The organism is Cupriavidus sp. 05L310 (genome assembly GCF_056398185.1).
In genome coordinates, this window is the sequence record NZ_JBFTOX010000039.1 from 25,941 (window position 1) to 50,758 (window position 24,818).

The 24,818-nt window shown below is 65.3% G+C and carries 23 protein-coding genes; 16 read left to right on the plus strand and 7 right to left on the minus strand.

The window, feature by feature from the left end; genetic code table 11:
• Positions 1-43 precede the first annotated feature (43 nt).
• Positions 44-1,384: an MFS transporter gene (locus tag AC1DS6_RS26255; RefSeq protein ID WP_441631708.1), complete on the plus strand. Its 1,341-nt coding sequence runs from the start codon at positions 44-46 to the stop codon at positions 1,382-1,384.
• 9 nt (positions 1,385-1,393) lie between these two features.
• Here AC1DS6_RS26255 and AC1DS6_RS26260 read toward each other — a convergent pair whose 3' ends face one another.
• Complete coding sequence (locus AC1DS6_RS26260) at positions 1,394-3,028, minus strand: sensor histidine kinase (RefSeq protein ID WP_477103468.1); 1,635 nt, start codon at positions 3,026-3,028, stop codon at positions 1,394-1,396.
• Positions 3,029-3,129: 101 nt separating this feature from the next.
• Here AC1DS6_RS26260 and AC1DS6_RS26265 point away from each other — a divergent pair, with 101 nt between their 5' ends.
• From AC1DS6_RS26265 to AC1DS6_RS26300, 8 genes are all read left to right on the plus strand, one after another.
• Positions 3,130-3,735 carry a response regulator transcription factor gene (locus AC1DS6_RS26265; protein ID WP_441631712.1) on the plus strand — a complete coding sequence of 202 codons (606 nt, stop codon included), beginning with the start codon at positions 3,130-3,132 and terminating at the stop codon, positions 3,733-3,735.
• Between the two features lie 347 nt (positions 3,736-4,082).
• Positions 4,083-4,469: a hypothetical protein gene (locus AC1DS6_RS26270; protein ID WP_477103469.1), complete on the plus strand. Its 387-nt coding sequence runs from the start codon at positions 4,083-4,085 to the stop codon at positions 4,467-4,469.
• A 40-nt stretch (positions 4,470-4,509) separates the two neighbouring features.
• Positions 4,510-5,235 (plus strand): hypothetical protein, encoded by a 726-nt coding sequence (locus tag AC1DS6_RS26275; RefSeq protein WP_477103470.1) that lies wholly within the window; start codon positions 4,510-4,512, stop codon positions 5,233-5,235.
• A gap of 524 nt (positions 5,236-5,759) precedes the next feature.
• Positions 5,760-6,470, plus strand: a complete 711-nt coding sequence (locus AC1DS6_RS26280; RefSeq protein WP_477103471.1) for a DUF746 domain-containing protein — start codon at positions 5,760-5,762, stop codon at positions 6,468-6,470.
• Between the two features lie 479 nt (positions 6,471-6,949).
• Positions 6,950-8,347, plus strand: a complete 1,398-nt coding sequence (locus AC1DS6_RS26285; RefSeq protein WP_441631720.1) for a TolC family protein — start codon at positions 6,950-6,952, stop codon at positions 8,345-8,347.
• Positions 8,348-8,369: 22 nt separating this feature from the next.
• On the plus strand, positions 8,370-9,527 hold the full coding sequence (locus AC1DS6_RS26290; RefSeq protein WP_477103472.1) for an efflux RND transporter periplasmic adaptor subunit: 1,158 nt from the start codon (positions 8,370-8,372) through the stop codon (positions 9,525-9,527).
• Position 9,528: 1 nt separating this feature from the next.
• Positions 9,529-12,624 (plus strand): efflux RND transporter permease subunit, encoded by a 3,096-nt coding sequence (locus AC1DS6_RS26295; RefSeq protein ID WP_477103473.1) that lies wholly within the window; start codon positions 9,529-9,531, stop codon positions 12,622-12,624.
• A 60-nt stretch (positions 12,625-12,684) separates the two neighbouring features.
• Positions 12,685-12,858: a hypothetical protein gene (locus tag AC1DS6_RS26300; protein WP_477103474.1), complete on the plus strand. Its 174-nt coding sequence runs from the start codon at positions 12,685-12,687 to the stop codon at positions 12,856-12,858.
• Between the two features lie 54 nt (positions 12,859-12,912).
• Here the strand turns inward: AC1DS6_RS26300 and AC1DS6_RS26305 are convergent, their stop codons facing one another.
• Positions 12,913-13,815 (minus strand): LysR family transcriptional regulator, encoded by a 903-nt coding sequence (locus AC1DS6_RS26305; protein WP_441631728.1) that lies wholly within the window; start codon positions 13,813-13,815, stop codon positions 12,913-12,915.
• A 152-nt stretch (positions 13,816-13,967) separates the two neighbouring features.
• On the opposite strand from AC1DS6_RS26305, the gene AC1DS6_RS26310 reads away from it, so the two are divergent.
• The 4 genes from AC1DS6_RS26310 (at position 13,968) to AC1DS6_RS26325 (ending at position 17,277) form a co-directional block, all read left to right on the plus strand.
• Entirely contained in the window at positions 13,968-14,723 is a 756-nt protein-coding gene (locus AC1DS6_RS26310) for an SDR family oxidoreductase (RefSeq protein ID WP_441631730.1), read from the plus strand.
• A gap of 58 nt (positions 14,724-14,781) precedes the next feature.
• Positions 14,782-15,687: an SDR family oxidoreductase gene (locus tag AC1DS6_RS26315; protein WP_477103475.1), complete on the plus strand. Its 906-nt coding sequence runs from the start codon at positions 14,782-14,784 to the stop codon at positions 15,685-15,687.
• 69 nt (positions 15,688-15,756) lie between these two features.
• A complete protein-coding gene (locus AC1DS6_RS26320; protein WP_441631734.1) occupies positions 15,757-16,338 on the plus strand; it encodes a hypothetical protein in 582 nt (193 codons plus the stop codon).
• A gap of 174 nt (positions 16,339-16,512) precedes the next feature.
• On the plus strand, positions 16,513-17,277 hold the full coding sequence (locus tag AC1DS6_RS26325; RefSeq protein WP_477103490.1) for a DUF3047 domain-containing protein: 765 nt from the start codon (positions 16,513-16,515) through the stop codon (positions 17,275-17,277).
• Between the two features lie 56 nt (positions 17,278-17,333).
• Here AC1DS6_RS26325 and pcaD read toward each other — a convergent pair whose 3' ends face one another.
• The 4 genes from pcaD to AC1DS6_RS26345 form a co-directional block, all read right to left on the minus strand.
• Positions 17,334-18,137: a 3-oxoadipate enol-lactonase gene (gene pcaD, locus AC1DS6_RS26330; RefSeq protein WP_477103476.1), complete on the minus strand. Its 804-nt coding sequence runs from the start codon at positions 18,135-18,137 to the stop codon at positions 17,334-17,336.
• A gap of 7 nt (positions 18,138-18,144) precedes the next feature.
• A complete protein-coding gene (locus AC1DS6_RS26335; protein ID WP_441631740.1) occupies positions 18,145-19,128 on the minus strand; it encodes a tripartite tricarboxylate transporter substrate binding protein in 984 nt (327 codons plus the stop codon).
• Positions 19,129-19,201: 73 nt separating this feature from the next.
• Positions 19,202-19,480: a muconolactone Delta-isomerase gene (gene catC, locus AC1DS6_RS26340; RefSeq protein WP_035871859.1), complete on the minus strand. Its 279-nt coding sequence runs from the start codon at positions 19,478-19,480 to the stop codon at positions 19,202-19,204.
• Positions 19,481-19,530: 50 nt separating this feature from the next.
• A complete protein-coding gene (locus tag AC1DS6_RS26345) occupies positions 19,531-20,652 on the minus strand; it encodes a muconate/chloromuconate family cycloisomerase (protein WP_035871862.1) in 1,122 nt (373 codons plus the stop codon).
• A gap of 117 nt (positions 20,653-20,769) precedes the next feature.
• On the opposite strand from AC1DS6_RS26345, the gene AC1DS6_RS26350 reads away from it, so the two are divergent.
• The gene (locus AC1DS6_RS26350; protein WP_441631743.1) at positions 20,770-21,666 is read left to right on the plus strand and encodes a LysR family transcriptional regulator; all 897 of its coding nucleotides are present in this window, start codon (positions 20,770-20,772) and stop codon (positions 21,664-21,666) included.
• 175 nt (positions 21,667-21,841) lie between these two features.
• The gene (locus AC1DS6_RS26355; protein WP_441631745.1) at positions 21,842-22,336 is read left to right on the plus strand and encodes a hypothetical protein; all 495 of its coding nucleotides are present in this window, start codon (positions 21,842-21,844) and stop codon (positions 22,334-22,336) included.
• A gap of 91 nt (positions 22,337-22,427) precedes the next feature.
• On the opposite strand, the gene AC1DS6_RS26360 is transcribed toward AC1DS6_RS26355, so the two are convergent.
• Positions 22,428-23,132, minus strand: a complete 705-nt coding sequence (locus AC1DS6_RS26360; protein WP_276288008.1) for a FadR/GntR family transcriptional regulator — start codon at positions 23,130-23,132, stop codon at positions 22,428-22,430.
• Positions 23,133-23,556: 424 nt separating this feature from the next.
• Between AC1DS6_RS26360 and AC1DS6_RS26365 the strand changes: the two genes are divergently transcribed.
• Positions 23,557-24,804, plus strand: a complete 1,248-nt coding sequence (locus AC1DS6_RS26365; RefSeq protein ID WP_441631747.1) for a branched-chain amino acid ABC transporter substrate-binding protein — start codon at positions 23,557-23,559, stop codon at positions 24,802-24,804.
• Positions 24,805-24,818 lie beyond the last annotated feature (14 nt).

Consider the following 24,818-nt stretch of genomic DNA (forward strand, 5'->3'; position numbering starts at 1 on the left):
TTGCAGATCCCCTCACCCCGCTCAACCGTTACGGAGACGCCCGATGCACCAACACCCGCCGCCAAGCAGGTACCGCTTCACCATCTTCTTCCTGATCGTCGTGATTGCCCTGGTCAACTACATCGACCGCGGCGCCATTGCGTATTCCGCCGGGCAGATCATCGGCGAGTACGGCTTCGACCGCGCCGGCTGGGGCGCCGTGCTGGGCTACTTCGGCTATGGCTATATGTTTGGCGCGCTGATCGGCGGCGCGCTGGCGGACCGTCTCGGCGCGAAGCGGGTGTGGGTGATCGCGGGCGTGGCGTGGTCGCTGTTTGCCATCTGCATGGTCTGGGCCGGCGACATCGGCCTTGCGGTTTTCGGCGGCTCGGCGCTGAGCGGGTTCGCCATGGTGCGCATCCTCTTTGGCTTCTCCGAGGGACCCGCGTACTCCATCATCAACAAGACCATGTCGGCATGGGCATCGCCGGCGGAGCGCGGCTTCGCGGTGTCCATCGGCCTGTTGAGCACGCCGCTGGGCGCGCTGCTCACCGCCCCGGTAGCGGTCGGCCTGCTGCTGCTCACCGATAGCTGGCGCGCCATGTATGTGGTGCTTGGCGTCCTGGGCCTGGTCCTGATTGCCCTGTTCTCGCGCGTGTACACCAACCGGCCCGAGGATCATCCGAAGGTGAATGCGGCGGAACTCGCCCTGATCCAGGCGGGCCGCGGAGCCGCCCCCAAGGAGACCGCGAACGCCAGTGCCGCATTGCCGTGGTGGGCGTTCTTCAAAAGCCGGACGCTGGTATTCAACGCCATCGGCTACTTCTCCTTTATTTACGTCAACTTCATGCTGCTGACGTGGACACCGAAATACCTTCACGACGAGTTCAACTTCACGCTCTCCTCGCTCTGGTACATCGGGATGATTCCCTGGGTTGGCGCGTGCTTTACGGTACTGCTTGGCGGCCGCATCTCGGACTGGCTGCTCAAGCGCACGGGCAAACTGGTGATTGCCAGGAGCTGGTTTGCCGCCGGCTCGCTGTTGCTGACGACGCTGTGCTTCCTGATGGTGTCGCAGGCGCATAGCGTGTGGACCGTCATTGCGCTGATGACGCTGGGCAATGCACTGAACGCGCTGCCGAACTCTGTCTACTGGGCCGTGGTGATCGATACCGCGCCGTCGCGCGTCGGCACCTTCAGCGGCATCATGCATTTCATCGCCAACATCGCGGCGGTGCTGGCGCCCACGCTGGCCGGCATCCTGTCGGCACGCTACGGCTACTCGTCGATGTTCATCGCCACTTCGGTCGCGACCGCGCTGGGCGTGTTCGCCATGCTCCAGGTCCGCCCAGGGGTCGGTCCCCGCGTCGAAAGCGATGCGGGTGCCATGGCGGCGGCGGAATAAGCGCTGCCTTCAGCCCGCGGCGGCGCGCGGCAGGCGGACCGCGAAGCACGAGCCCTGCCCCTCCTTGCTGGTAACCACCACCTCGCCACCGTGCAGGTCGACCGCCAGCTTGACCAGGTACAGGCCAACGCCCGCGCCTGCCGTGCCGGCGACGTTGCCGCCGCGCACAAAGCGCTCGAAGATCTGGGCGCGGTCCTTGTCGGGAATGCCCATGCCGCGATCGGACACGGAGACGCTGATCGCCTCCGTGTCCGCGGATAGCCGCACGGCAACCGGGACGCCCGCCGGCGAGTACTTGATCGCGTTGCCGACCAGGTTGCTGATTGCCTGGAACAGCAGCTTGGCGTCGCCGTGGAAAATCTCGCCAACGCCGGGTTCGATGGTTTCCTCGATCACGGCCGCGGGAGAGCTCTCCCGGTGCATCTCGCACACCTCATGCACCAGCAGCGCCAACGAAAAATCAACGCCCTGCAGCGTGGCAAGGCGCCCGCCATCGAGCAACTGCGAGGAGTCGAGCAAGTGGTCGATGAGATTGGTCATGCGTCGCACGGCCACGCGGATGCGCCCGCAGCGCTCGGCGAGAACGTCGGCGGAGGGCGCATCCTTCATGCGCATGAGCCGCTGCGCGTGGCCATCGATCACGTTTAGCGGCGTGCGGAACTCATGCGAGGCCATGGAGACGAAATTGCGCTGCAGCACCGCCAGGCGCCGCTCGTTCTCCAGCGTGTCCCGCAGCATCGTGGTCTGAGCGGCCAGCGCCGCCTTGCTGCGCTCCAGCTCGATCGTATTGTCCCGGAAGCGCACCACCGCGCGGGCAATCTCGCCAATCTCGTCCTTGCGCCCGGCACCCGGGATATCGACGTGCGGATCGTTGTCGGTGATGCGGTGCATGCGCTCGACAAGCGCCGCGATGGGATTGGATACCGCCCGCACCAGATAGGCCACGGCCGCGATCACCAGGAAGCCCGACACCAGGATGGCGCCGGCGATCAGCCGGCGGGCCTCGTGGTAGGCATCGGCTTCACGCGCGGTGGCCTGCGCGGCGCCGACGACATTGCGCTCCGTCAGCACGCCCAGCGTGCCGTTGGCCTGCTCGAAAGCGTGGCGCGACTCGCCGCGGTAGAGCGCCACGGCTTGCGTCGTGTCCTTCTGGTGGGCCAGCGACACCACGCGGTCGACCAGTTGACGGTAAGCGGACCACTGCGCCATGAACTGCTGGTAGAGCGCCAGCTCCGCCGGCTCATGCTCGATCTTGCCGTAGCGGGCCTCGACCTCCTTGATCACATCGTCCAGCTTGCCGATCTGCCCTTCGGCCGCGCGCAGGTCAGCGCGCGAAGTCGCGATCAGCGCATCGCCTTCGAAGGCGCGGTAGTCGGAAATATAATTATTGAGGTCGCCCAGGATGCGGTTGCTCTGCAGCCAGCGGCCGCTGATCTGCGCGGACACGCTATGAAAGTTGCTCAGCCGGTTGATGCCGAACAGCCCCACGCCCACCACCAGGAGCAGGAACAACACGAAGACGAGCGACAGCCGCACGCGGATCGGCCTGAGCATCGGCACCGAATCAGGCAGCCCGACCAGGCGCCGCCCCAAACCGCGGCGCACCCGCCGGCTGGCGGGCGCCGGGCGAATTGAGTGATTCATAAGACTTTTATCCTGAATTTCGCTACGCTGTGCGCGGGGCGTGCCGTGCGTCCCGACGGCCTGCCGGAAGTCCCTCCCCGCCGGCGCTACCAAGGACCACCATGAACGATGCCCGCCGGAAGATCCTCTGCATCGAGGACGATGCCGAAACGGCCGCCCTGATTGCCGAAGAACTGATCGAACGGGGCTTTGCCGTCAGCACCGCGCACGACGGCCAGCAAGGCCTTGCCGCCATCCTGCGGGACACGCCGGATCTCGTCCTTTGCGACGTGAGTATGCCAGTGATGACGGGCTTCGAACTGCTCGAAAAGATCACTTCGCTGGCGCCGCGCTTCGCCGACATGCCCTTTGTGTTCCTCACGGCGCTGGCCCAGCGCGAAGCCGAACTCAAGGGCCGCAGGCTCGGGGCCGACGACTATGTGACCAAGCCGGTCGATTTCGACATCCTGACGAGCATCGTCGAAGCCCGCCTTGCCCGGGTGGCGCGCACGCGGCCGGGCTTGCCGGCCGTGCAGCTCAGCGAGCGGGAAGTGGAGGCACTGGTGTGGTCCGCACGCGGCAAGACCTCGGGAGAGATCGCCACCATCCTGGGCCTGTCCAAACGCACGGTGGACTTCCATATCGACAATGCGCGCCAGAAACTGGGCGTCGCCACCCGCATCGAAGCTGTCGTCAAAGCCGCGTCCGCCGGCATCATCAAGCCATAGCGCGCCCGCGCCGGCTGCACTCCGGCCAGCCGGGCAGCCCCGGCCCGGCCGCTGCCCGAGCCACTTCCGCCATCGTTCCACGCTGAATGCCGGCGCGCCGCAGGAGTCCGCATCCGGAACCATCGACGAGGATCGTGCCACCGTTTGCGCAATCGGAACTGGCAAGAACCCGATCGCGAGACGGGCACACCAGAAGCAATACCGGATGAATCCGCAACAGATTCCGAAATTTCCCAAACGAAGCTGGGTACGGGCTTGATACGCTGCCGCCATCCAAAGTTATCGCTGATTTCTTTGGATGCTCCCTGGCGGACTCTTCAACCCGCAGGGCTACAACACTGTCGTCGGTGTACGCGGCAGTCTGCTCTCGGGCGGCCAGCGCGCCCGCAGCCATTGCCAGGGCGCTGGCCACCAATCCGCGCCTGCTCCTGCTCGATGAGGCGACCGCCAGCCTCGGCTACGAATCCGAGCGAGTCATTCACGACAACCTGGAGAAGATCTGTGCCGGTCGCACCGTGTTCATCGTTGCGCACCGGCTCTCCACGCTGCGGCTGGCGGATCGCATCCTGGTGCTGGGTAACGGGCAACTGGTCGAGCAAGGGCACCACACCGAACTGATTACCAACCCGGGCGGCAAATACCGCGCGCTGTTTGACGCCTCCCGTGTCCTGGAAACACTGATCGTCAAAGCGAAAGCGCCTATTCAAACGGTCGGTGACACACGGCCGCGCTGATGCGGAACTGGTACCAGAAGAATGAGAACAAGGAACTGAGATGCTAAAGAAAATGCTGGTGACCCTGAGTGCCTGGGCGCTCGTTGGTTGCGCTCCGCTCGATCTCTCGCGGAAGGCCCCGCTGGAATTGAATTCTGACGAAACACTGGTGTTAGTCGCTGCGCGCGTGAGTAATACACGCGAACCAAAGTACCCCATCAAGCTCTTCCGAATCACATTTGAACGATCCCCACTGATGTTTTCCAAATCGGGAACGGCCACCGAAACCGCTACAACGGCCATCGGCCCACCAGAGAATCAGACGTTCCTGATTGCGGCCAAAGTGAAGGCCGGGGATAACGAAATGACGTGGTTGTCTGGCCTTACCGAACGAACCACCGCGCCGGGTTTTGGGTCAATGCGCTTTGGTGTATCCGCTCCCTTTACTGCGATGCCGGGCAAGGTGCAATACCTCGGCTTCCTGGACATCGAGAATGTGGACAGGAAGAACAAGGATCAGCAGCCATCCGGGCCAGGAGCACCAATCCTTGATCAGGCCATAACGGGACTCGCAATGGGGACGCTCGCCATCCGGCTTTCCGATGAGTCGCAGCGGGATATCGGGCAATTCAGGCGCGCGTTCGCCACACTGGCTATGCAAGCCATCCAAATCGCACCCCTGCAGCAGATCACGCTGGAGCCACGCACGATCAAGCCCGCGCTGAATCAGGGCTTTGACACCCCTGCAGAACCAGAAGTCGTGCGCCTGCAACACGCATCAAACTAAAAGCGCGCTCCCGGACACACGTGGAAACGCCGCAACGTGCAGACGGCGTCGCGCAAGCTCAAAGCTGGAGAGTTGCGGATATCGATCGATGATTCGGTCCTGAGAGCGCTTTCGCCATACCGGACTAGCCATGTCACCCGCTTTGGGGACCATAAGCCGGACTTGCACGGCCCATCTCACCAAAGAACCACATTATTTTTACAAATCAATAGGTTAGGTTCATTTTTTCGAAACCTTCACGAGGCCCTGCCGCCCCTCTACTGTGATCAATCACAGTAGAGGGGCGGCAGGCATTCCACCTAGAATCTGCGCTATTCCATCGCTCCCCGACCGGGGGCCACGGGATTAAGAGCCCTGGGAAGCCACGACGCCCCCAACAATGCACCACCGCTGCACGACCCGATGCCGCGGGGTGCGGGCATCCTTGAATCAGCTGGTAGCGCCCACTGCGCTGCCGCGCATCGGAGCAGGCGGCGCACCAGTCCCGGCCCCCTTCCGGGACCGGTGCGGTTCGCGTCTACGCTATGAGCAGATCGCAACAGCAACAGCCAACGCCGCCCGAGCGGGATATCCCGGCAGCGGGCCGGGCCGGCCGCGTGCCACCCCAGCGGCCCCTGCGCCCCTTTGCGGATGAGTTGCGGCGGGCCACCACGTTGATCCATGTCCGCGCGAGCGGAGCTGCAGACACCGGTGATGCCGGGCTGGCCGCATACCTGCTGTCCGCATGGCGCACGTTGCATAGCGCGAGCCACGTGCCGCCGCATTGCCCGCGTTGCGGCGGGCACAAGACGGTCTACGACGGCACCGATGATGGCAGCCTGCCCTTCTTCCATTGTGGAGGCTGCCGCCAGCGCTTCACCCGGCTGACAGGCACGCCCATGGCGCGGCTCAGGCTGGAGGACAAAGCGGAGGCGTTCTTTCAGCTGGCCTCGCAACAGGTGTCGGTCGCCGAAGCGGCGCGCCGGCTGGCGATCAAAAGCGAGACCGTCAGGCATTGGTCGGTCCAGACGCGCCTGTGGCTGCTGGAACTGGATCCGCAAGGCGAGTGGGAGCGTCGCGTGCAGCTCGGCGTGCGCTACGCGGTCATGCCGGCAATCGCCCGCGGCGAAACCGCGCCCGCGACGCGCGGATGCAGGTGCTCCATCGCATCCGACGATAGCGAGGCGCTCGCCGAAATGGAGAACGCGCCTTTGTTGATACGGGTATGCGCCCTCTGCGAGCAGACCGCGCACTAGCATGGAGCAATCCGCCCCAAGGAAAGCCCGTATATTTACTCGCGCGGATATCAACCCAGTCTACCTGGTGATGTGAAATATAAGATCTATTTATATTTAATTTTCATCACATAAAAACACGGACAACCATTTCCATCGCACGCTGAACAGGTAGCGTTTCGCGTAAGGTTCCGTCACGCAATCCTCCTATATCTTGCCGTTTCCGGCATGGTGTCGCGCGCCCTTGCGCGCTACACGGCCTTTGCATGGGACATCGCTCCAGGAAATCTCAATAGCCATTCCTCAAACCAAGTTTGAATTGGCTTTGCAAATTTCAAGAAAAGGATACGGGTAATTACCTAAATTTCCGAAAGCTATTTGCAATGTTGCGGAAGGGCGATTGAAAGATTTCGCTGTCATAACAGTGGCAAGTAGCGATGGGAGTATTCATGATTAAAAAACCAACTAACAGAAAAGTTGGAGCAGCCGTCATTCTGGTCTTGGCGGCTCGGGTCGCCTGCGGTGTCGAACTGAGCGGAGATACCGACCCGGTACCGCTGGTACCGCCGGCAAAGAAGGCGCCTGGTGCCGGCAACGCGCCAGCCAGCGGGTGGGACCAACCAGCTTCAACGCCGCGCGGGACCGGTGCGGCCACGACGCCGCCGGCACCGCTCAGTGCCGAAGAAAAAAACAAGGGCCTGGTCGGGCCGGGCTTCTCCCTGTGGGAGCTCTCGGAAGAGCTGCGCGCGAGCAACCCGCAACTGATCCAGGCGCGCTCGCTCTATATGGCGGCCAAGGCCACGGTGCCGCAGATCGCCGCGCCCAACAATCCGCAGGTGGGCTTCATCTGGGGCGCCCTGCCCAAGAACAGCCCGCTGGCGCTGGCGCAAGCCCAGAACTTCAGCTATACGCTCACGCAGTCCTTCCCGTTTCCGGGCAAGAAGGCGCTGGCGGCCGATATCGCCAACACGCAGGCGGAGTCCATCGACGCGCAGCGCGACGCGCTGTACCTGCAGCTCTACGCACAGCTGAGCACGACTTACTTCCAGGCGCTGGCGCAGAAAGCGCAGCTCGATGTGCTGCGCCTCAACCTCAAGCGGCTGGAGCAGGTCAAGCAGGTGGCGCGCATCCGCTACGCCAACAATGCGGCGGGCTATGTCGACTACCTGAACGCCCAGGTAGCACAAAGCAGCGCGCAGAACGATACCTTTGGCCTGGAGCGCCAGTATGACAACGCGCTCAAGACCATCAACACACTGATCGGCAAGAGTCCCGAGTTCCCGCTCGAATTGCGCACGGATGCCAGCGCGGCGCGCCTGCCGCCCACGCCCTTGCCCGAACTGGAGGACATGGCGCTGCGCGAGCATCCCAATATCCGCGCATCGCGCTTCCAGGTGGAAGCCGCCGAAAAAGGCGTGCGCCTGGCCCGCAAAGCCTACCTGCCGGATTTCCAGATCATCGCCACCTTCAACGGCAACAACCCGCCACTGGGCTTCCAGCCGGCCAGCTACGGCATCGAGTTCGACGTCATCATCCCGCTGTTCTTCTTTACCAAGGAAAAATACGGCGTGGATGAAGCCGTAGCCAACAAGGTGGCGTCCGACGCCAACGAACAGTCGGTACGCCAGCAGACGCTGCTGGCCGTGGATACCGCGCACAACAACCTGCGCCAGTCGGTGAACCAGGCCGAGTTCCTGCGCCAGCGGCAACTGCCTGAGGCCCTGACAGCCTACAAGATGGCCTTCACCAACTACGCCAACAACAATGCCAACTTCACCGACCTGCTCACTGCCAGCTCCGCGCTCAAGAATGCGGAACTCGCGGTGACGCAGGCCGAGTCCGAGGCGCGCCAGGCTTACTACACGCTCGCCGCCGCGGTGGGCCGGGACAAATTCTGATGGCCGCGAAGGCCTTGAACCTATGAACAAGAATCTGATAATTGGCGCCGGCTTCATTGTGGTCCTCGCCGGCGGCATCTGGGGTGGCAAGTACTGGGCCCAGTCACTGCAGGCGGTACCAGCCACCGTGCCAGCCCTGGCCGCTGTGCCCTATACCAACGCTGAGACCGCCACGCCACGCCGCGTCCCCTCCTCGCTGGCCCTGCCCGAAGGCGGCTTCGATCCGAAAACGGTCAAATCCGCGGTGTTCAGCATGCAAACTGTCCCGGTCGACACACCCACGCCCGGCAAGCTCGCGTACAACGTGCAGCAGGCCAAGCTGGCGTCCGCGCGCGTGGCCGGCCGCGTGGAACGCATCCTGGTCTTCGAGGGTGCCGTGGTCCATGCCGGCCAACCGCTCGCCGAGCTGTACTCGCCCGAGTACATCGCCGCGCAGAATGAATTCCTGCTTTCGCACAACGCCTATCACACCCTGAGCAACAGCGACCTGAAGGAACTGGTGGATGACGCCAAGCTAACCATGCAGTCGTCCGAGAACAAGCTGCGCGTACTGGGCGCGACCACCGAGGACATCGCCCGCATCCGCGAGCGCGGCACGGCTTCCGACACCTTGACCGTGCGCGCGCCGATCGGCGGCACCATCGTCAAGCGCGACATGGACCCGGGCTCCTATCTCAATGTCGGTGATTCGCTGATGAGCATCATCGACACGCGCTCGATCTGGTTCACCGGCAATCTCTACGAGAACGATATCAAGAACGTACGCCTGGGCCAGGCCATCGAGATTGAAACCCCGGCCTATCCCGGACGGCACTACCGCGGGCGCGTCAGCTTTATCGCGCCCAATGTCGACGCCGACACCCATACGCTGCAGGTGCGCTGCGATGTGCCCAACCCGGACGGCACGCTCAAACCCGAGATGTATGCCACTGCGCGCATCGTCACCGGCAGTGCGCAAGCGCTGGTGGTGCCGCAATCGGCCATCGTCAAGGACCAGGGCAAGCTCTACCTGATGCTCCAGCCTGACGACAGGCATATCGAGCGCGTGGCCGTGCAGGGCACACCGCGCAGCGACGGCACCTTCCTGGTCACCGACGGCGTGCCGGCGGGCGCGACCGTGCGCGTGGTGACGCAGGGCGGCATGCTGCTCAACGAACTGCTGCTCAAGCAGGAGGCCTGAGATGGTCTTCTCGCCCATCAAAAGCATCCTCAAGCGGCGCCTGGTTATCGTCTTCCTGGCCCTTGGCCTGCTGGCAGCCGGCGTGCTGAGCTTCCTGCGGCTGCCGCTGCAGGCGTATCCCGGCGTGGCGCCGGTCACGGTGCAGGCCATTACGCAGTGGCCCGGCCGCAGCACGGTCGAGGTCGAGCAGCAAATCACGATCCCCGTGGAGAACGCGCTGGCCAGCGTGCCCGACGTGCAGTCCTTCCGCTCGGTCTCGCTGTTCGGGCTGTCGGTGGTGACCGTCAAGTTCAAGGAGGGCGTGGACAACTTCAAGGCGCGCCAGAACTTCGTCACCTACCTGTCGCAGGCCAGTCTGCCGCCCGGCGTGCAACCCAACCTGTCGCCGGACGGCGACGCCACCGGAGAAATCCTGCGCTACCGGATCGAGGCCAATGGCGTTGACGTGACCACGCTGAAGACCTACCAGGACTACAGCGTCTACAAGGAGATCAAGCACGTTTCCGGTGTGGCCGACATCACCGCCTTCGGCGGCATGGTCAAGCAGTACCAGATCGTGCCGACGCCCGAGAAGCTGCAGGCCTACGGGCTCTCGCTCAAGCAGGTGGTGGATGCGGTGTCCAGCGCCAACGCCAACACCGGCGGCGGCCTGATGAAGTCCGGCGAGCAGCAGTTCGTGGTGCGTGGCGTGGGCCTGCTGCAAACGCTCGACGATATCCGCAACGTCACCGTCTCTGTGTCCAATGGCGTGCCGGTGCGCGTGCGCGATATCGCCCAGGTCCGGGTGGGCAACACGCCGCGCCTGGGCATGGTGCAGTTCGACCACCATGACGATATCGTCGAAGGCATCGTGCTGATGAAGCGCGACGAGAACGCCACCGAGGTGCTGGCGCGGGTGCGCGACAAGATCGCCGAGATCAACCAGAACGTGCTGCCGAAGAACGTCCAGGTCAAGACCTTCTACGACCGGCAGAACCTGCTCGACATCACCATGGGGACCGTCGAGCACGCGCTGTTCGTCGGCATCTCGCTGGTGCTGATCGTGCTGTTCATCTTCCTCGGCAGCTTCCGCGCAGCGGCGGTGGTGGCGGCGGTGATCCCGCTGGCCTTGTGCGTGTCCTTCATCAATATGGACCACTTCAAGGTACCGGCCAACCTGATCTCCCTAGGGGCAATCGACTTCGGGCTGATCGTGGATGCCGCGGTGATCGTGATGGAGAACATCATGCGCCACCTGGAGGAAGGCGAGACCAATGTCGAGGACGGCATCATCAGGGCCACCAGCGAAGTCCAGCGCGCCATGATCTTCTCCACCGGCATCATTATCGTGGCCTACTCGCCCTTGTTCTTCATGGGCGGGGTGGAGGGCATCATCTTCAAGCCGATGGCCTTCACCATGGGCTTCGCGCTGCTGGCGTCGATCGTGCTCGCGTTGACCTTCGTGCCGGCGGTGACATCCTTCGTGTTCCGCGGTTCGCTGCGGCCGCACTCGCCGAAATTTATCGCGGTGATCCTGCGCGGCTACAAACCCCTGCTGCGCAAGCTGCTGAAAAAGCCCGGCCTGGTGTTCCTGGCCGCCTTTATCGGCCTGGCCGGCACGCTGTACAGTTCGCGCTATCTCGGCACCGAGTTCCTGCCCACGCTGGAGGAAAACAACCTGTGGCTGCGCATCACGCTGCCCAACACCGTTGATCTCGACTACTCGGCATCCATCGCGCGCGACCTGCGCGGCTTCTTCCGCGAGCAGCCCGAGGTGAAAACCGTGTCGGTACAGATCGGGCGCCCCGACGATGGCACCGATTCCACTGGCGTGTTCAACCAGGAATACGCGCTCTACTTCAAGCCCCCGGCCGACTGGCCCAAGGGCGCCACCAAGCAACAGGTGGTGGAAAGGCTGTCCAAGCACCTGGATCGCATCCCGGGCATCGAGTACAACTTCTCGCAGTACATCCAGGACAACGTGAACGAGGCGCTGTCCGGGGTCAAGGGCGAGAACTCGGTGAAGATCTACGGTTCCGACCTGGTGATGCTGCAGAACAAGGCCAAGGAAGTCGAATCGATCCTCAGGAAAGTGCCGGGGCTGGCCGACGTCGGCATCTTCAAGGAACTGGGCCAGCCCACGCTGAACATCACGGTCGACCGCGAGAAGAGTGCGCGCTTCGGCATGAACGTCAGCGACATCCAGTCCGCCGTGCAGTTCGCGATCGGCGGCGATGCGGCAACCAACATCCTGGAAGGCGAGAAGACCTTCGGGCTGTCGGTGCGGCTCAACGACCAGGCGCGCAACAATCCGGACGTGATCGGGCGCCTGCTGGTGGATACGCCTGACGGGCAGCGCATTCCGCTGTCGATGGTGGCCAAGGTGGAAGCCACGGATGGTCCGTTCTTCGTCTACCGTGAAACCGGCAAGCGCTATATCGCCATCAAGTTCGGCGTGCGCGGGCGCGACCTGGGCAGCGCGGTGGCCGAGGCACAGGACAAGGTCGGCAAGGCGGTGACGCTGCCGGCGGGCTACAGCATCTTCTGGGACGGCCAGTTCAACCAGATGAAGATCGCGCAGAAGAAGCTGGCGGTGATCGTGCCGCTGACCATCCTGGTGATCTTCCTCCTGCTGTACAGCACCTTCGGCAACTTCAAGGATGCGCTGATGGTGGTGCTGAACGTGCCGTTCGCGGCCATCGGCGGCCTGCTGTCGCTGCATATCGCCGGAGAGACGCTATCAATCTCGGCGGGTATCGGCTTCCTGTCGCTGTTCGGCATCGCGATCCAGGACGGGGTGATCCTGATCTCCTACGTCAACCGGCTGGCGCAGTCCGAGGATTTGCATGAAGCCGTGGTCGAGGGCGCCGCGCTGCGCCTGCGGCCGGTGGTGATGACGGCCATGCTGGCGGGTCTGGGCCTGCTGCCAGCGGCGCTGTCGCACGGCATCGGCTCGGAAGCGCAACGTCCGCTGGCCCTGGTGATCGTCGGCGGCATGGTGACCACCACCCTGCTCACGCTGCTGGTATTGCCGGTGGTGTTCTCGTGGGTGAACCGCCATCGCGCGCACAAGGGTGGCCCCGATTCGGCCTCGCTGACGCCGGCTGAAGGCGTTTGAACCTGAACCAACCAGTGGCTGGTACGCACGGGCGGGCCGGCCACGCAACGGGAGTCGATCATGAGCATGCGAAAGAAGGCACCGGCGACGCTGCTGGCCGTCCTGCTTTGCACCGGTGTCGGGGTAGCCGGCGCCGCGCCGCAAAAGGCGTCGGCAGGTAGCAAGCCATCGTCGGCGCAGTCCGCCAAGCAGGCTAACCGGAACTCGGTGCTGCCATCCAACGTGCGGAAATAGCCGGCTTCCGCGCTTTAGGCGCCGACCGGCACTCCGACGGGAATCAGGCCCGGGTTACCTTCCCCCAGTCCCCGCCACCTCGAACACTTCGCGCAACCATTGCGCAAAAACCCGCACGCGCGACGAGAGCTGGCGGTTTTGCGAATACAGCACCGAGACTGGCATCGGTGGCGGCGGCAGGTCCGCCAGCACGACCTGCAGGCGGCCGTCCTTCAGTTCGGCTGCCACGCGATAGCGCGGCACCTGGACCAGCCCGAGCCCGGCCACCGAGGCGCCGGTGTAGAGGTCGGCACCGGTGACCGAGACGGTGGCCGCCAGCTGGATCGCCGTCACGCGGCCGTCCACGGTGAACTCCATCGGCACTGCCTTGCCTGTCCCGCTGGAGACGTAGTTGACCGCGCGATGCGCCGACAACGCGTCCAGGCCCTTCGGCTCGCCATGCTTCGCCAGGTAGGCCGGGCTGGCCACGGTGACCTGCTCCAATAGGGCGACACGCCGGCCGACCATCGACGAATCCTGCAGGTTCCCTGCACGCAGCACGCAATCGACCCCTTCGCGCACCAAATCGACCAGGCGGTCGTCCTCGCCGATGTGGACTTCCAGGTCGGGATATTGCGCCAGGAAATCCGGCAGCGCAGGCACGACGAAATGGCGCGCGAGCGTTCCTTGCAGGTTCACGCGCAGGAGGCCTTTGGGCGCGGCATTCCTGAACGAGCCTTCCGCTTCTTCCAGGTCGGCTATCAGGCGCACGCAGCGGCGGTAATGCGCCTCGCCATCGTGGGTCAGCCGTACCGTGCGCGTGGTGCGCTCCAGCAGCCGCGCACCGAGCCGCTGCTCCATGCGCTTGATCAGGTTGGTGATGGTGGCGCGCGGGATCCGCAGGTCCTCGGAGGCCTGGGTAAAGCTCTGGCGCTCGGCGATGCGCACGAAGGCCTGCATTTCCTGGAATCGGTCCATTGCACTTCTCCGGGTGATCACGTGGCCGACAGGCAACCCGGCTCGCCCCATTGTTAAACCAAATGGAGCAATGATATCAAGTTACGGCTAATTATCTATCCAGCCGAATGATCCATGATTCGTTTCACCCACCCCCCCGAAAGGAAACGATCATGAGCAACACCAACAGCACCGACAGCATTACCAAAGTCGCCATCGTGACCGGCGCTTCCCGCGGCATTGGCGCAGCCATTACCCAGCGTCTCGCCCGGGACGGCTTCGCGGTCGCGGTCAACTATGCGGCCGGCGCGGCGCAGGCCGAGGCCCTCGTGGCCGAGTTGAAGGCGGCAGGCGCAACCGCCATCGCGGTACAGGCCGATGTGTCCAGGGCCGACGATGTGCGCCGCATGTTCGAGATCACCGAGCAGCAACTGGGCAAGGTCGACGTGCTGGTGAACAACGCCGGCGTGCTCAAGACCGTGCCGCTGGCCGACACCAGCGACGCGCTCTACGACCTGACCTTCGACATCAATGTGCGCGGCACCTTCAACACCTTGCGCGAAGCCGCCGCGCGGCTCAACGACGGCGGGCGCATCGTCAACTTCTCCAGCACCACGCTGGCGCTGAACATGCCTGGCTACGCCGTCTACAACGCCACCAAGGCCGCCGTCGAATCGTTCACGCATGTGTTCGCCAAGGAATTGCGCGGCCGCGGCATCACGGTGAACGCGGTGGCTCCCGGCCCGATCGCCACCTCGCTGTTCCTCGACGGCAAGACCGACGAGCAGATCCAGGCGTTCGCCAGGATGCCCCCGCTGCAGCGCCTGGGCCAGCCGGAGGACATCGCTTCCGTGGTGGCCTTCCTCGCCGGCCCCGACGCCGGCTGGGTCAACGGCCAGATCCTGCGCGCCAACGGCGGCGTCGCCTGAATCCGATCCGTCGCGCTGAGCCATCAGACACAAGCAGACACAACGCAAGGGGAACATCATGCAAAACGCCAATCAACAAGTCATCCTCGTCACCGGCACCGGCACAGGCATCGGCAAGCTGAGCGCGCAGGCACTGGCTGAAGCGGGCCATATCGTCTACGCGACCATGCGCGATGTGAAGGGCCGCAACCGCGGCCGTGCGGACGAACTGCGCGCGCTCGCCAAGTCCGGGAACATCCAGTTGCATCCGCTCGAACTCGACGTGTTGTCACAGGAATCCGCCGACGCCGCAGCCGCGGCGATCGTCCGGGAACAAGGGCGCATCGATGTCGTGATGCAGAATGCGGGGCACCTGGTGGTCGGGCCCGCCGAGGCCTTCACGCCCGAGGAAATGATGCGCGTGTTCGACACCAACCTGTTCGGCGCGCAGCGCGTGAATCGCGCCGCCCTGCCCTATATGCGCAAGCAGGAAGCCGGGCTGATGCTGTGGATCAGCAGCACCACGACCAAGGGCGGCTTCCCCCCGTTCATGGGGCCTTACGGCGCGGCCAAGGCAGCCATGGATTCGCTGGCCGTCACGCTGGCCTATGAGATCGCGCGCTTTGGCATCGAGACCTCGATCGTGGTGCCGGGCGCGTTCACCCGCGGCACCGCGCACCTCCCCAGCGCGGGCAAGCCCGCCGATTTGGCCACGGCCGCCGCCTATAGCCGCTATGACGGCGTGATGGACCAGATTGGCGAACGCCTGAGCGCACTCACTCCCGACGACGCCGACCCGAAGGCCGTGGCCGATGACATCGTGCGGATCGTGGGCCTGGCTGCCGGCACGCGCCCGATGCGTTCGGTGATCGATTTTGTCGGTGATGGCGCGCGGGAAGTGCTGGAAGTCTCCGAGCGCGTGCGGACCGAGTTTGCGAAGCGGATCGGCATGCAGGACTTGCTGCAAGCCACGGTCTGCCGCTGAACCATTCCCTGCCAACCGAAAAGCCGGCCCGGGCCGTACCCCGGCCCGGGCTCACCGTCAGGAACGGCGATGAAACGATGGATCCCACTCGCATTCGCCGCGCTGCTGCCGGCTCTGCTCGCATCCTGCGAAGCCCACCCGGCCAGGCAAGGCGATGCCGCTATCACCCGGGGCAAACCCATGAAAGCGTCGAAGACCTATCTCTACCTGCTGCGGAAGACGCCGTTCTTCACCAGCCTGACAACCGCGCAACTGCGCTGGACCATCGACCATTCACGCGAGTGGGAGGCGGAACCCGGCACCGTGATCACGCAGTGCGCGGACGCAGGCGACAGCGCCGCCGACGTCTGGGTGCTGCTGGACGGCGGCTGGCAGCTCGAACACGGCGGCCAGGCCTACCCGTCCGGCCATGCTGACCCCGGCAAGTGGTTCAGCGCGCGCCAGGCCTCCGGCACCTGCCGCCTGGTCGCGCACGAACATAGCTATGTGATGCAGGTCGCGCGGGCGGATTTCGACGCGATGCTGGCCCAGGGCTTTGCCTTCGGCAAGCAGATGGACGCCGGCTACCGCTACTACGGCGAAATCTTCGGGAGCATGCCGGCGAGCACGGCGGGCAGCCGGGAAGGACGGCGTCCGCAAGCCCCGCCCTAGCCTGCCAATCCCGCGTTGCGCCACACGCGGCACGCGCAAATGCCCCGGCCCCTGCCTACAATGAAAACAATAAGAACAATGACGGCAACCACCGGGCAATCCATCATGAACTTCCATCTGGCTTCGAAGCCATTCCCCGCTGCGTCGGCAGGCCAGGCATTGCCCGGCGCGCGCATGCGGGCTGGCCTGCTGGCGTGCGGCTTGTTGCTGGTGCCTGCCGCGCCCGCCCGGGCGCAGGTATCCGCCGCATCTGCCACATCCGCGCCAGCGGCACCCACGGCTCCCGGCGCCGCCTTTTCCGCCGGCACGCCCGGCGGCCCGTTACCGGCCGGCTGGAAGAACCTGCCGGTCGCGCATGGCAAGACGCTGACCCGTTACAGCCTCGTAACAGACGACAGCGCCACGGTGCTGCAGGCCGATGCCGCCGCCTCCGCCTCCGCGCTGATGCACAAGGGCAACGTCGACCTGGCAGAAACACCGCAGCTGACCTGGCGCTGGAAAATAGACCGGCCGATCGACGATGCCGACAACAGCGTCGCATCGAAAGAGGACGCGCCTGCGCGGCTGGTATTCATGTTCGAAGGAGACAAGAGCAAGCTGCCGCTGGGCGACCGTGCCGCCATCCAGCTTGCCAAGACGCTGGCGGGCGAGGAACTGCCCTATGCCACGCTGATGTACGTCTGGTCCAATACCGCGCCGGTCGGCTCGGTCATCGACAATCCCCACACCTCGCGGGTCAAGATGATCGTGGTCTCGGGCAGCGCCGACGGCACCGGCAAGTGGCTGGCGCTGAGCCGCAACGTGGCGCAGGACTTCGAGCATGCCTTCCACGAGAAGCCGGGCAAGGTGGCCGCCTATGGATTGCTCACCGATACGGACAACACCAGGGCGAGTGCGCGCGCCTGGTATGGGGATATTCGGTTCGGGCCGGCGAAGTAGCGGGGGCGAGGCGCGGTGGGGCAATACCGCCCGGGCCTCGTCCGCGCATCGAGTTGTCAGAAGCCGGTTACAACTCCGGCTCCCAGGAACCCACACACCGCCTCGGCAAATTCACGCGGCTGCTCCCAGTTGGACAAATGGGCCCCGTCCAGCTCCACATAGCGCGCACCGGCGATCCCCGCGGCTACCTCGCGGCCTTGCGCCGGCGTGGTCGCCAGGTCGTGCGTGCCGGCGATCACCAGCACCGGGCTGGCGATGCGCGATAGCAGCGGGCGCAGGTCGGCATCGCGCACGGCGGCACAGTTGGCCGTATAGCCTTCGGGCGACGCATCCAGCAACATCTGCCGCACCGGGGCGATGCGCTCTGCGTTGCCGGCCAGCCAGCCGGCGCTGAACCAGCGCGCCAGCACGGCGTCGACGATGGCGGCCATGCCCTGGGCGCGTACCGTCTGGATGCGGGTGTCCCAGCCGCTGGCCGGCCCGATCAGGGCGGCGGTGTTGGCCAACACGAAGCGCCCGAAGCGCTCCGGGTGGCTGGCCGCCAGCCACATGCCGGTCATGCCGCCCATCGACAGCCCGCAAAAGTGGGCGCGTCCGATGCCGGCGTGATCCATGATCGCCAGCACGTCCCGCCCGAGTTCGGCAAACCCGAACGGCCCGGCCGGGGCCGGCAGGCCGGAGCCGCCGTGGCCGCGCGTGTCGTAGCGCAGCACGCGGAAGCGGGACAACAGGCTGTCCATCTGCGGCGCCCACATCTGCAGGTCGGTGCCGAGCGAGTTGGACATGACCAGAACGGGCGCGTCCGGCGCCCCCTCGATCTGGTAGTGCAGCGCGATGCCCTGGTTGAATGCGGTGGTCATGACGATCTCAGTCTGCGCGGATGCCGCGTTCGCGGATCAGCTTGCCCCATTTGTCGGTTTCAGCGGCGAGGTGCTTGCCCAGTTGCGCGGGCGTGCTGCCGATCGGCTCGGCGCCGATGCCGGCCAGGCGGGTACGCACCGACGGCTTGGCCAGCGCGTCCACCATGGCCTGGTTCAGCCGCGCGACCACGGCGGGCGGCGTCTTGGCCGGCACGAAGGCGGCGAACCACGGCGACAGGTCATAGCCCTTCACGCCGGCTTCGGCCAGGGTCGGCACGTTCGGCAGCGTCGACGAGCGCTTGGCGGTGGTCACGGCGATCGGCGTGAGCTTGCCGGAATCGATATGCGGCTTGGCCGAGGTGATGCTGTCGAACATGTAGTCGACCTGGCCGCCCAGCAGGTCCGTCATGGCCGGGCCGCTGCCCTTGTAAGGCACATGCAGCATCTTGACCCCGGTCAGCGAGGTAAACAACTCGCCGGCGAGATGGATCGAGGTGCCGTTGCCGGCCGAGGCATAGGTGTACTTGTCCGGCGTGGCGCGCGCGGCGGCGATCAGGTCGGGCACCGTGGCGGGCAGCTTCTTGGCCTTGCTGGTGACCAGTACATTGGGCACCACCGCCAGCAGCGACACCGGCGCGAAGTCCTTCACCGGGTCATAGTTCAGCCGGCCGTACAGGGCGGGGTTCACCGCCATGCCGTTGGCCACGATGATCAGCGTGTAGCCATCCGCGGGCGAGCGCGCCACCAGCTCGGCGCCGATATTGCCGCCTGCGCCGGGGCGGTTTTCCACCACGATGGCCTGGCCCATCGACTTCGACATTTCCTCGCCCAGCGTGCGGGCGATATTGTCCATGGCGCCGCCGGCGGGGAATGGCACGACCCAGCGGATGGGGTGATCGGGATAGGCGTCGGCGTGTGCGGACGGCAGCACGGCCAGGGTGGCCAGCGCGCAGGCGCAGGCGGCCCAGGCGCGCAGGAAAGGCAAGCGCATCAAAGTCTCCTCCAGTTGGTTTCGGAGTTGGAGTTGGACCGCGGCCATCGCGGGCCGCGGCGTTATTTCTTGATTACTTGATCGACGACGGGTGCCGCGCCAGCGGCGTGACATGGATCTCCATGTACGGGAACAGCGGCAGGCCGGACAACATCGTGTGCAGCTCGTCGTTGGACTCGGCATCGAAGATGCTGTAGTTGGCGTACTCGCCCACCACACGCCAGATATGCGGCCATTTGCCCTGGCGCTGCAGGTCCTGCGAGTACGCCTTCTCGCGCGCCTTGATCTCGTCTGCCTGCGTGGCAGGCATGTCGGCCGGAATCCTTACGTCCATTCTCACCAGAAACAGCATGCTTTTATTCCTTGGGTCTGTGTTTGCTCATGGGTGGCGGCAGGTGCGCCTCAGGCGGCACGGCGGTAATGCGCCAGCTTATCCTCGTCCAGCGTCAGGCCCAGCCCCGGCCCCACCGGCAGGTGCAAGGCAAAGTCGCGGTACTCGGGACGCGCCGTCACCACATCATCCTTGAGCAGCAGCGGGCCGAACAGCTCGGTGCCCCAGGCCAGCCGCGGCAGCGTGGAAAAACCGTGGGCGGCGGCGATGGTGCCCACGCTGCCCTCCAGCATGGTGCCGCCATACAGCGCGATGCCGGCGGCGTCGCCAACCGCCGCGGTGCGCAGCATCTCGAAGATGCCGCCCGACTTGGAGATCTTCAGCGCGAACACGTCCGCGCCGGCGATGCGCGCCAGTTCCATCGCGTCCTCGGGGCCGCACACGGACTCGTCGGCCATCACCGGCACGACGAAGCGCGCCGCCAGCCGGGCCAGCGCGCCGCGCTGCTCGCGCGGCACCGGCTGCTCGACCAGGTCGATGCCGGCGGCTTCCAGCATGGCGATGCCGGTGGCGGCGTCGGCCTCGTTCCAGGCCTGGTTGACATCCACCGTAACGCGGGCGCGGTCGCCCAGCGCGCGCTTGATGGCCGACACGTGGGCCACGTCGTCGCGTACGGAGCGGCGGCCGATCTTGAGCTTGAAGGTGTTGTGGCGGCGGGCCTCGAGCAGCGACTCGGCCTCTTCGATGTCGCGGCCGGTATCGCCGCTGGCCAGGGTCCACAGGCAGGCCAGGTTCGGCCGCACCGCGCCGCCCAGCAGTTCGGACAGCGGCAGGCCCAGGCGCTTGCCCTGCGCGTCGAGCAGCGCGGACTCCAGCGCCGACTTGGCAAAGCGGTTGCCGCGCGCCACCGCGGCCAGGCGCTGCATGGCCGCGTGGATATTGGACGCATCGAGGCCGGCCAGCGCGGGCGCCAGATAGGTATCGATGGTCAGCTTGATGCCCTCGGGGCTTTCGTCGCCGTAGCTCAGGCCGCCGATGGTGGTGGCTTCGCCAATGCCCTCGACGCCATCGCTGCAGCGCAGCCGCACGATCACCAGGGTCTGGCGCTGCATGGTGGTCATGGCGAGCTGGTGCGCCCGGATGGTGGGCAGGTCGACCAGGATGGCTTCGACGGAGGTGACGGTTGCTTTCATGCTGTATGTCTGCCAAGTATGGAATACGCTGGGATGCAGTATGTGGCTTGACATTCAGGGTGTCCAAGACCGAGTATGTCCCGATCAATACCTTTAAAGTATGGAGGGGCAGGCGCCATGGAGCTTCGTCACCTGCGCTATTTCCAGGCTGTCGCGGCCGAACTCAACTTCACCCGCGCCGCCGAACGCCTGCATATCGCCCAGCCGCCGCTGTCGCGCCAGATCCGCCAGCTGGAGGACGAAATCGGCACGGTGCTGCTGGACCGCACCGCGCGCGCCGTGCGGCTGACCGAGGCCGGACGCTTCCTGCTGGAGCAGTCGCTGCAGTTGAACCAGCGTATCGACGAGATCGTGGAAGGCACGCGGCGCATCGGCCGCAACGAGAAGCGCTGGTTCGGCATCGGGTTCGTGCCGTCGGTGCTGTACGGTTTCCTGCCGGAGCTGATCCGCCAGGTGCGCGGCTCCGACACCGCGCTTGAGGTCGGCCTGTCCGAGCTGACCACGGTGCAGCAGATGGAAGCGCTCAAGGCCGGCCGCATCGATATCGGCTTTGGCCGCATCGTGCTGGACGACCCGGCCATTACCCGCACGGTGGTGATGGCCGAGCCGCTGATGGCCGCCGTGCCCAGCGGCCACGCCGCGCTGAAGGGTCCGCCCATGACGCCGGCGCAACTGGCGGCGCACCCCTTCGTGCTCTATCCGGCGCGGCCCCGGCCCAGTTACGCCGATCATGTGCTGGCGCTGTTCCGCACCCAGGGCCTGCAACCGCGCGTGGCCCAGGAGGCCAACGAACTACAGACCGCCATCGGCCTCGTGGCCGCCGGGCTCGGGATCTGCCTGGTGCCGGCATCCGTGCAGCGCCTGCATCGCGACGACGTGGCCTACATGCCGATTGATGCACCCGGCTTTACGTCCCCGGTGATGATGAGCTATCGCAGCGACGACCGCTCGGCACTGCTGGCCGAAGTGGTGAAACGGGTGGGCGAGCTGGCGCGCACGCCGCCACGGGACTGATTTCCGCCCCGGCGGCGAGATGAATAACGTCCGGCACCCCACAAACGGGTGATGCGGGCCGCGCGATCGGTTTGTACAGTGCACGCACAAAAAAAGAGACGGGGAAATCGTGCCACCGATGCAATCAGGGTCACTATCGGGCCATGCCGCCGGGCCACGGCCGGGCGGCCTGTTCATGGCTCTCCTTCAAGCCTGCGGCGACACGCTGCGCAAAGCCTGGGGCGGCACGCAATGTGAGGTAGCGCTCACCGCGCGCGAGCCGGGCACCTCGCCGGGCAGCGCCCCCGGCCAGCCACAAACCGGTGCCTTGCGCCTCCAGCTCCGCTACGCGGATACGCCGCTGACGCCCGGCGCCACCCGCGTCACGGCCACCGCCGCGGTGCTGCAATGCGACGGCACCGACATCACCGCCAGCCTCGCGCCGTCCGCATGGACCTGGCGCCAGGCCTCCGGCCTGTCGATGGGGGCCGGCTATGGCGCCGTCTCGGTCGATACCGAGGGCCAGGTACGTTCGGCGAGCGTATGCCCGCAAGGCCGCAGCTTGTCGCTCTCCGGCACCAGCCGCTCAGCCTGCCACGATATGGCCTCGGGGGTGGAAGTCAGCGTGCTGCTCGGCAACGGCGAGCGCCTGGTCCAGCATTTCCAGCCGGGGTTGGCCGGGCTTGAGTAAGGACTTAAGGACTTAAGGACTTAAGAACTTAAGGACGTAAAGACGGAAGGGCTGGGCAGCGCGGCTCAAGCGTGATCGGTCCGCCGCGGAATCAGCCCTTCAGGTACATGTTCAGCCGCTTGGCCGCGTTGCGCAGGTGGGTTTCAGCCGCCTCCGCCGCCCGCTCCGGATCGCCCGCCGCGATCGCGTCGTAGATGGTCTTGTGCTCGTCCTGCACGGCCTCGACCATGTCCGCGTGATGGCTCTTGGTATTGCTCCTCGCCTGCCGGATCACGCGCCGCGCGCCATGCTCCAGGTGTTCGCTCAGCGCCTGGAAATGCGGGTTGTGGGTGGCCTCCACAATGGCCTGGTGAAAGGCGAAGTCCTCTTCGTCCCCCAGCCGGTCGTTGGCGATCTCGTACTCCATGCCGATCAGCGCCCGCCGGATCCGCTTGAGATCTTCCGGCGTGCGGCGCATGGCCGCGAACCTGGTGGCCGCCACTTCAATCGTCACCAGCAGTTCCATCACCATCGCCAGCGAGTCTTTCTCGTCGATGGCCACATCCTGCATGCGAAACGCCTGCCGCTGGCTGCGCTCGGTCACGAACACGCCGCTGCCCGCCTTGGGTGCAACCAGACCCTCCGACTTGAGCTGCGACAGCGCTTCGCGGACCACCGCGCGGCTGACCGAAAACTGCTCGCATAGCACGCGCTCGCTGGGCAGGCGGTCGCCCACGGCGAACTCGCCGGTCTGGATCGCCTGGATCAGCCGCCTTGCGATCTCGTCCGGCAGGTGTTTTGGCTCGGGATGGAACATGGTTCCCTCCGGGCGCTGGGTGGACGGCGGCGCCGCGGCACCGGGCATGGTCTTGTTCACTACTGGCTCCCTGGCGCCAGCCGGCATCTGGCTGGCGCTCGATCTTGAATTGGTCTTACAGGTCAATGTAGCACGACTCAACTCGTCTGGAACGTGCGAAATGCACCAGCACCAGACCGTAGCAGCGCCTGTTATGTGCCAGAAAGCCAATCCCTGCAAGGGAAGATGACCCACGCTCCGATGCGTGGATAGCCGTCCGATCCGGTCCTCAGTAGAAACCCTCATGGCGGGCATGTCGCCGTTGACGGCTGTCGTCCATCTCCCTATAGTAAACCTGTCAGACCACTTTACACACAGGTCAGACCACTATGACGGGCCAGTTTCAGCGCCCGCCAGATGATCCCAACAAAGCTAGGAGACACCCATGAGCGGTAGCCGCATTCCCCGTCCTTTGTTCGCAGCCGCGGCATTCTCGGTGCTGGCTGGCACGGCATCGGCGGCGCCGGTAAAGATTGCGCTGGTCGAGACACTGTCCGGCCCGCAGGCATCGACCGGCCTGATGTTCCGCGCGGCGGCGCGCTATGCGATCGACAAGATCAATGCCACCGGCGGCTGGAATGGCGAGCCGCTCCAACTGGTGGAGTACGACAACCAGGGCGGCCCGGCGGGCGCGGCGGACAAGCTGAAGGCGGCCGTGGCCGATGGCGCCCAGATCGTCATGCAGGGTTCGTCGTCGGCCGTGTCCGGCCAGATCACCGAGGACGTGCGCAAGTTCAACCTGCGCAATCCGGGCAAGGAAATCCTGTTCATGAACGTCGGCGGCGAGGCCATGGAGCTGACCGGCGAGAAGTGCCACTTCTACCATTTCAAGTTCGCCACCAACGCACAGATCCGCGTCAAGGCGCTGGTCGGCGCGATGAAGCCGCTCAACGCCCTCGGCACCCGCGTCTATTCGATCGACCAGAACTACTCCTGGGGCATCGATATGGAAAAGGCCACCGGCGACTACGCCAGCGCGGGCGGTTACACGGTCGTGGAAAAGACCCTGCACGACGTCAACAAGGTCCAGGACTTCTCGCCGTACGTGGCCAAGATCGCCGCCGCCAAGGCGGACAGCGTGATCACCGGCAACTGGTCGAACGACCTGCTGCTGCTGATGAAGGCCAGCAAGGCGGCAGGCCTGAAGACGCGCTTCGCTACGGTGTTCCTCGACCAGCCGGGCAATATCGGCAACGCCGCCGATGTGGCGCTCGGCCACTATGTCGCCCACCCCTTTAACGCCGAAGCGGGCGGCGCGGAGAGTGAGCGCTTCGCTAACGACTTCAAGGCCAGGCAGGGCCATATGCCGGCCTACATCGAGCCGCAGACGGTATTCGCGGTGGAGATGCTGGGCGAGGCGCTGAAGACGGTGAAGCCGGAAGGCGGCAAGCTCAACACCAGCACGCTGGCCAGGGCGCTCGAAAACGCCAAGATCAAGACCCCGATGGGCGAGATGAGCATGCGCGCCGCCGATCACCAGGTGCTGCTGCCCATGGTGGTGTCCGTCGTCGCCAAGGACGCGAAGTTCAAGGTCGACGGCACCGACATGGGCTTCAAGCCGGTCAAGACGTTCTCCGCCACTGAAGCCGCCACGCCGGCCCAGGCCAGCTGCAAGATGCCGCGCGCCGTCTGACTCCCCCTGCCATT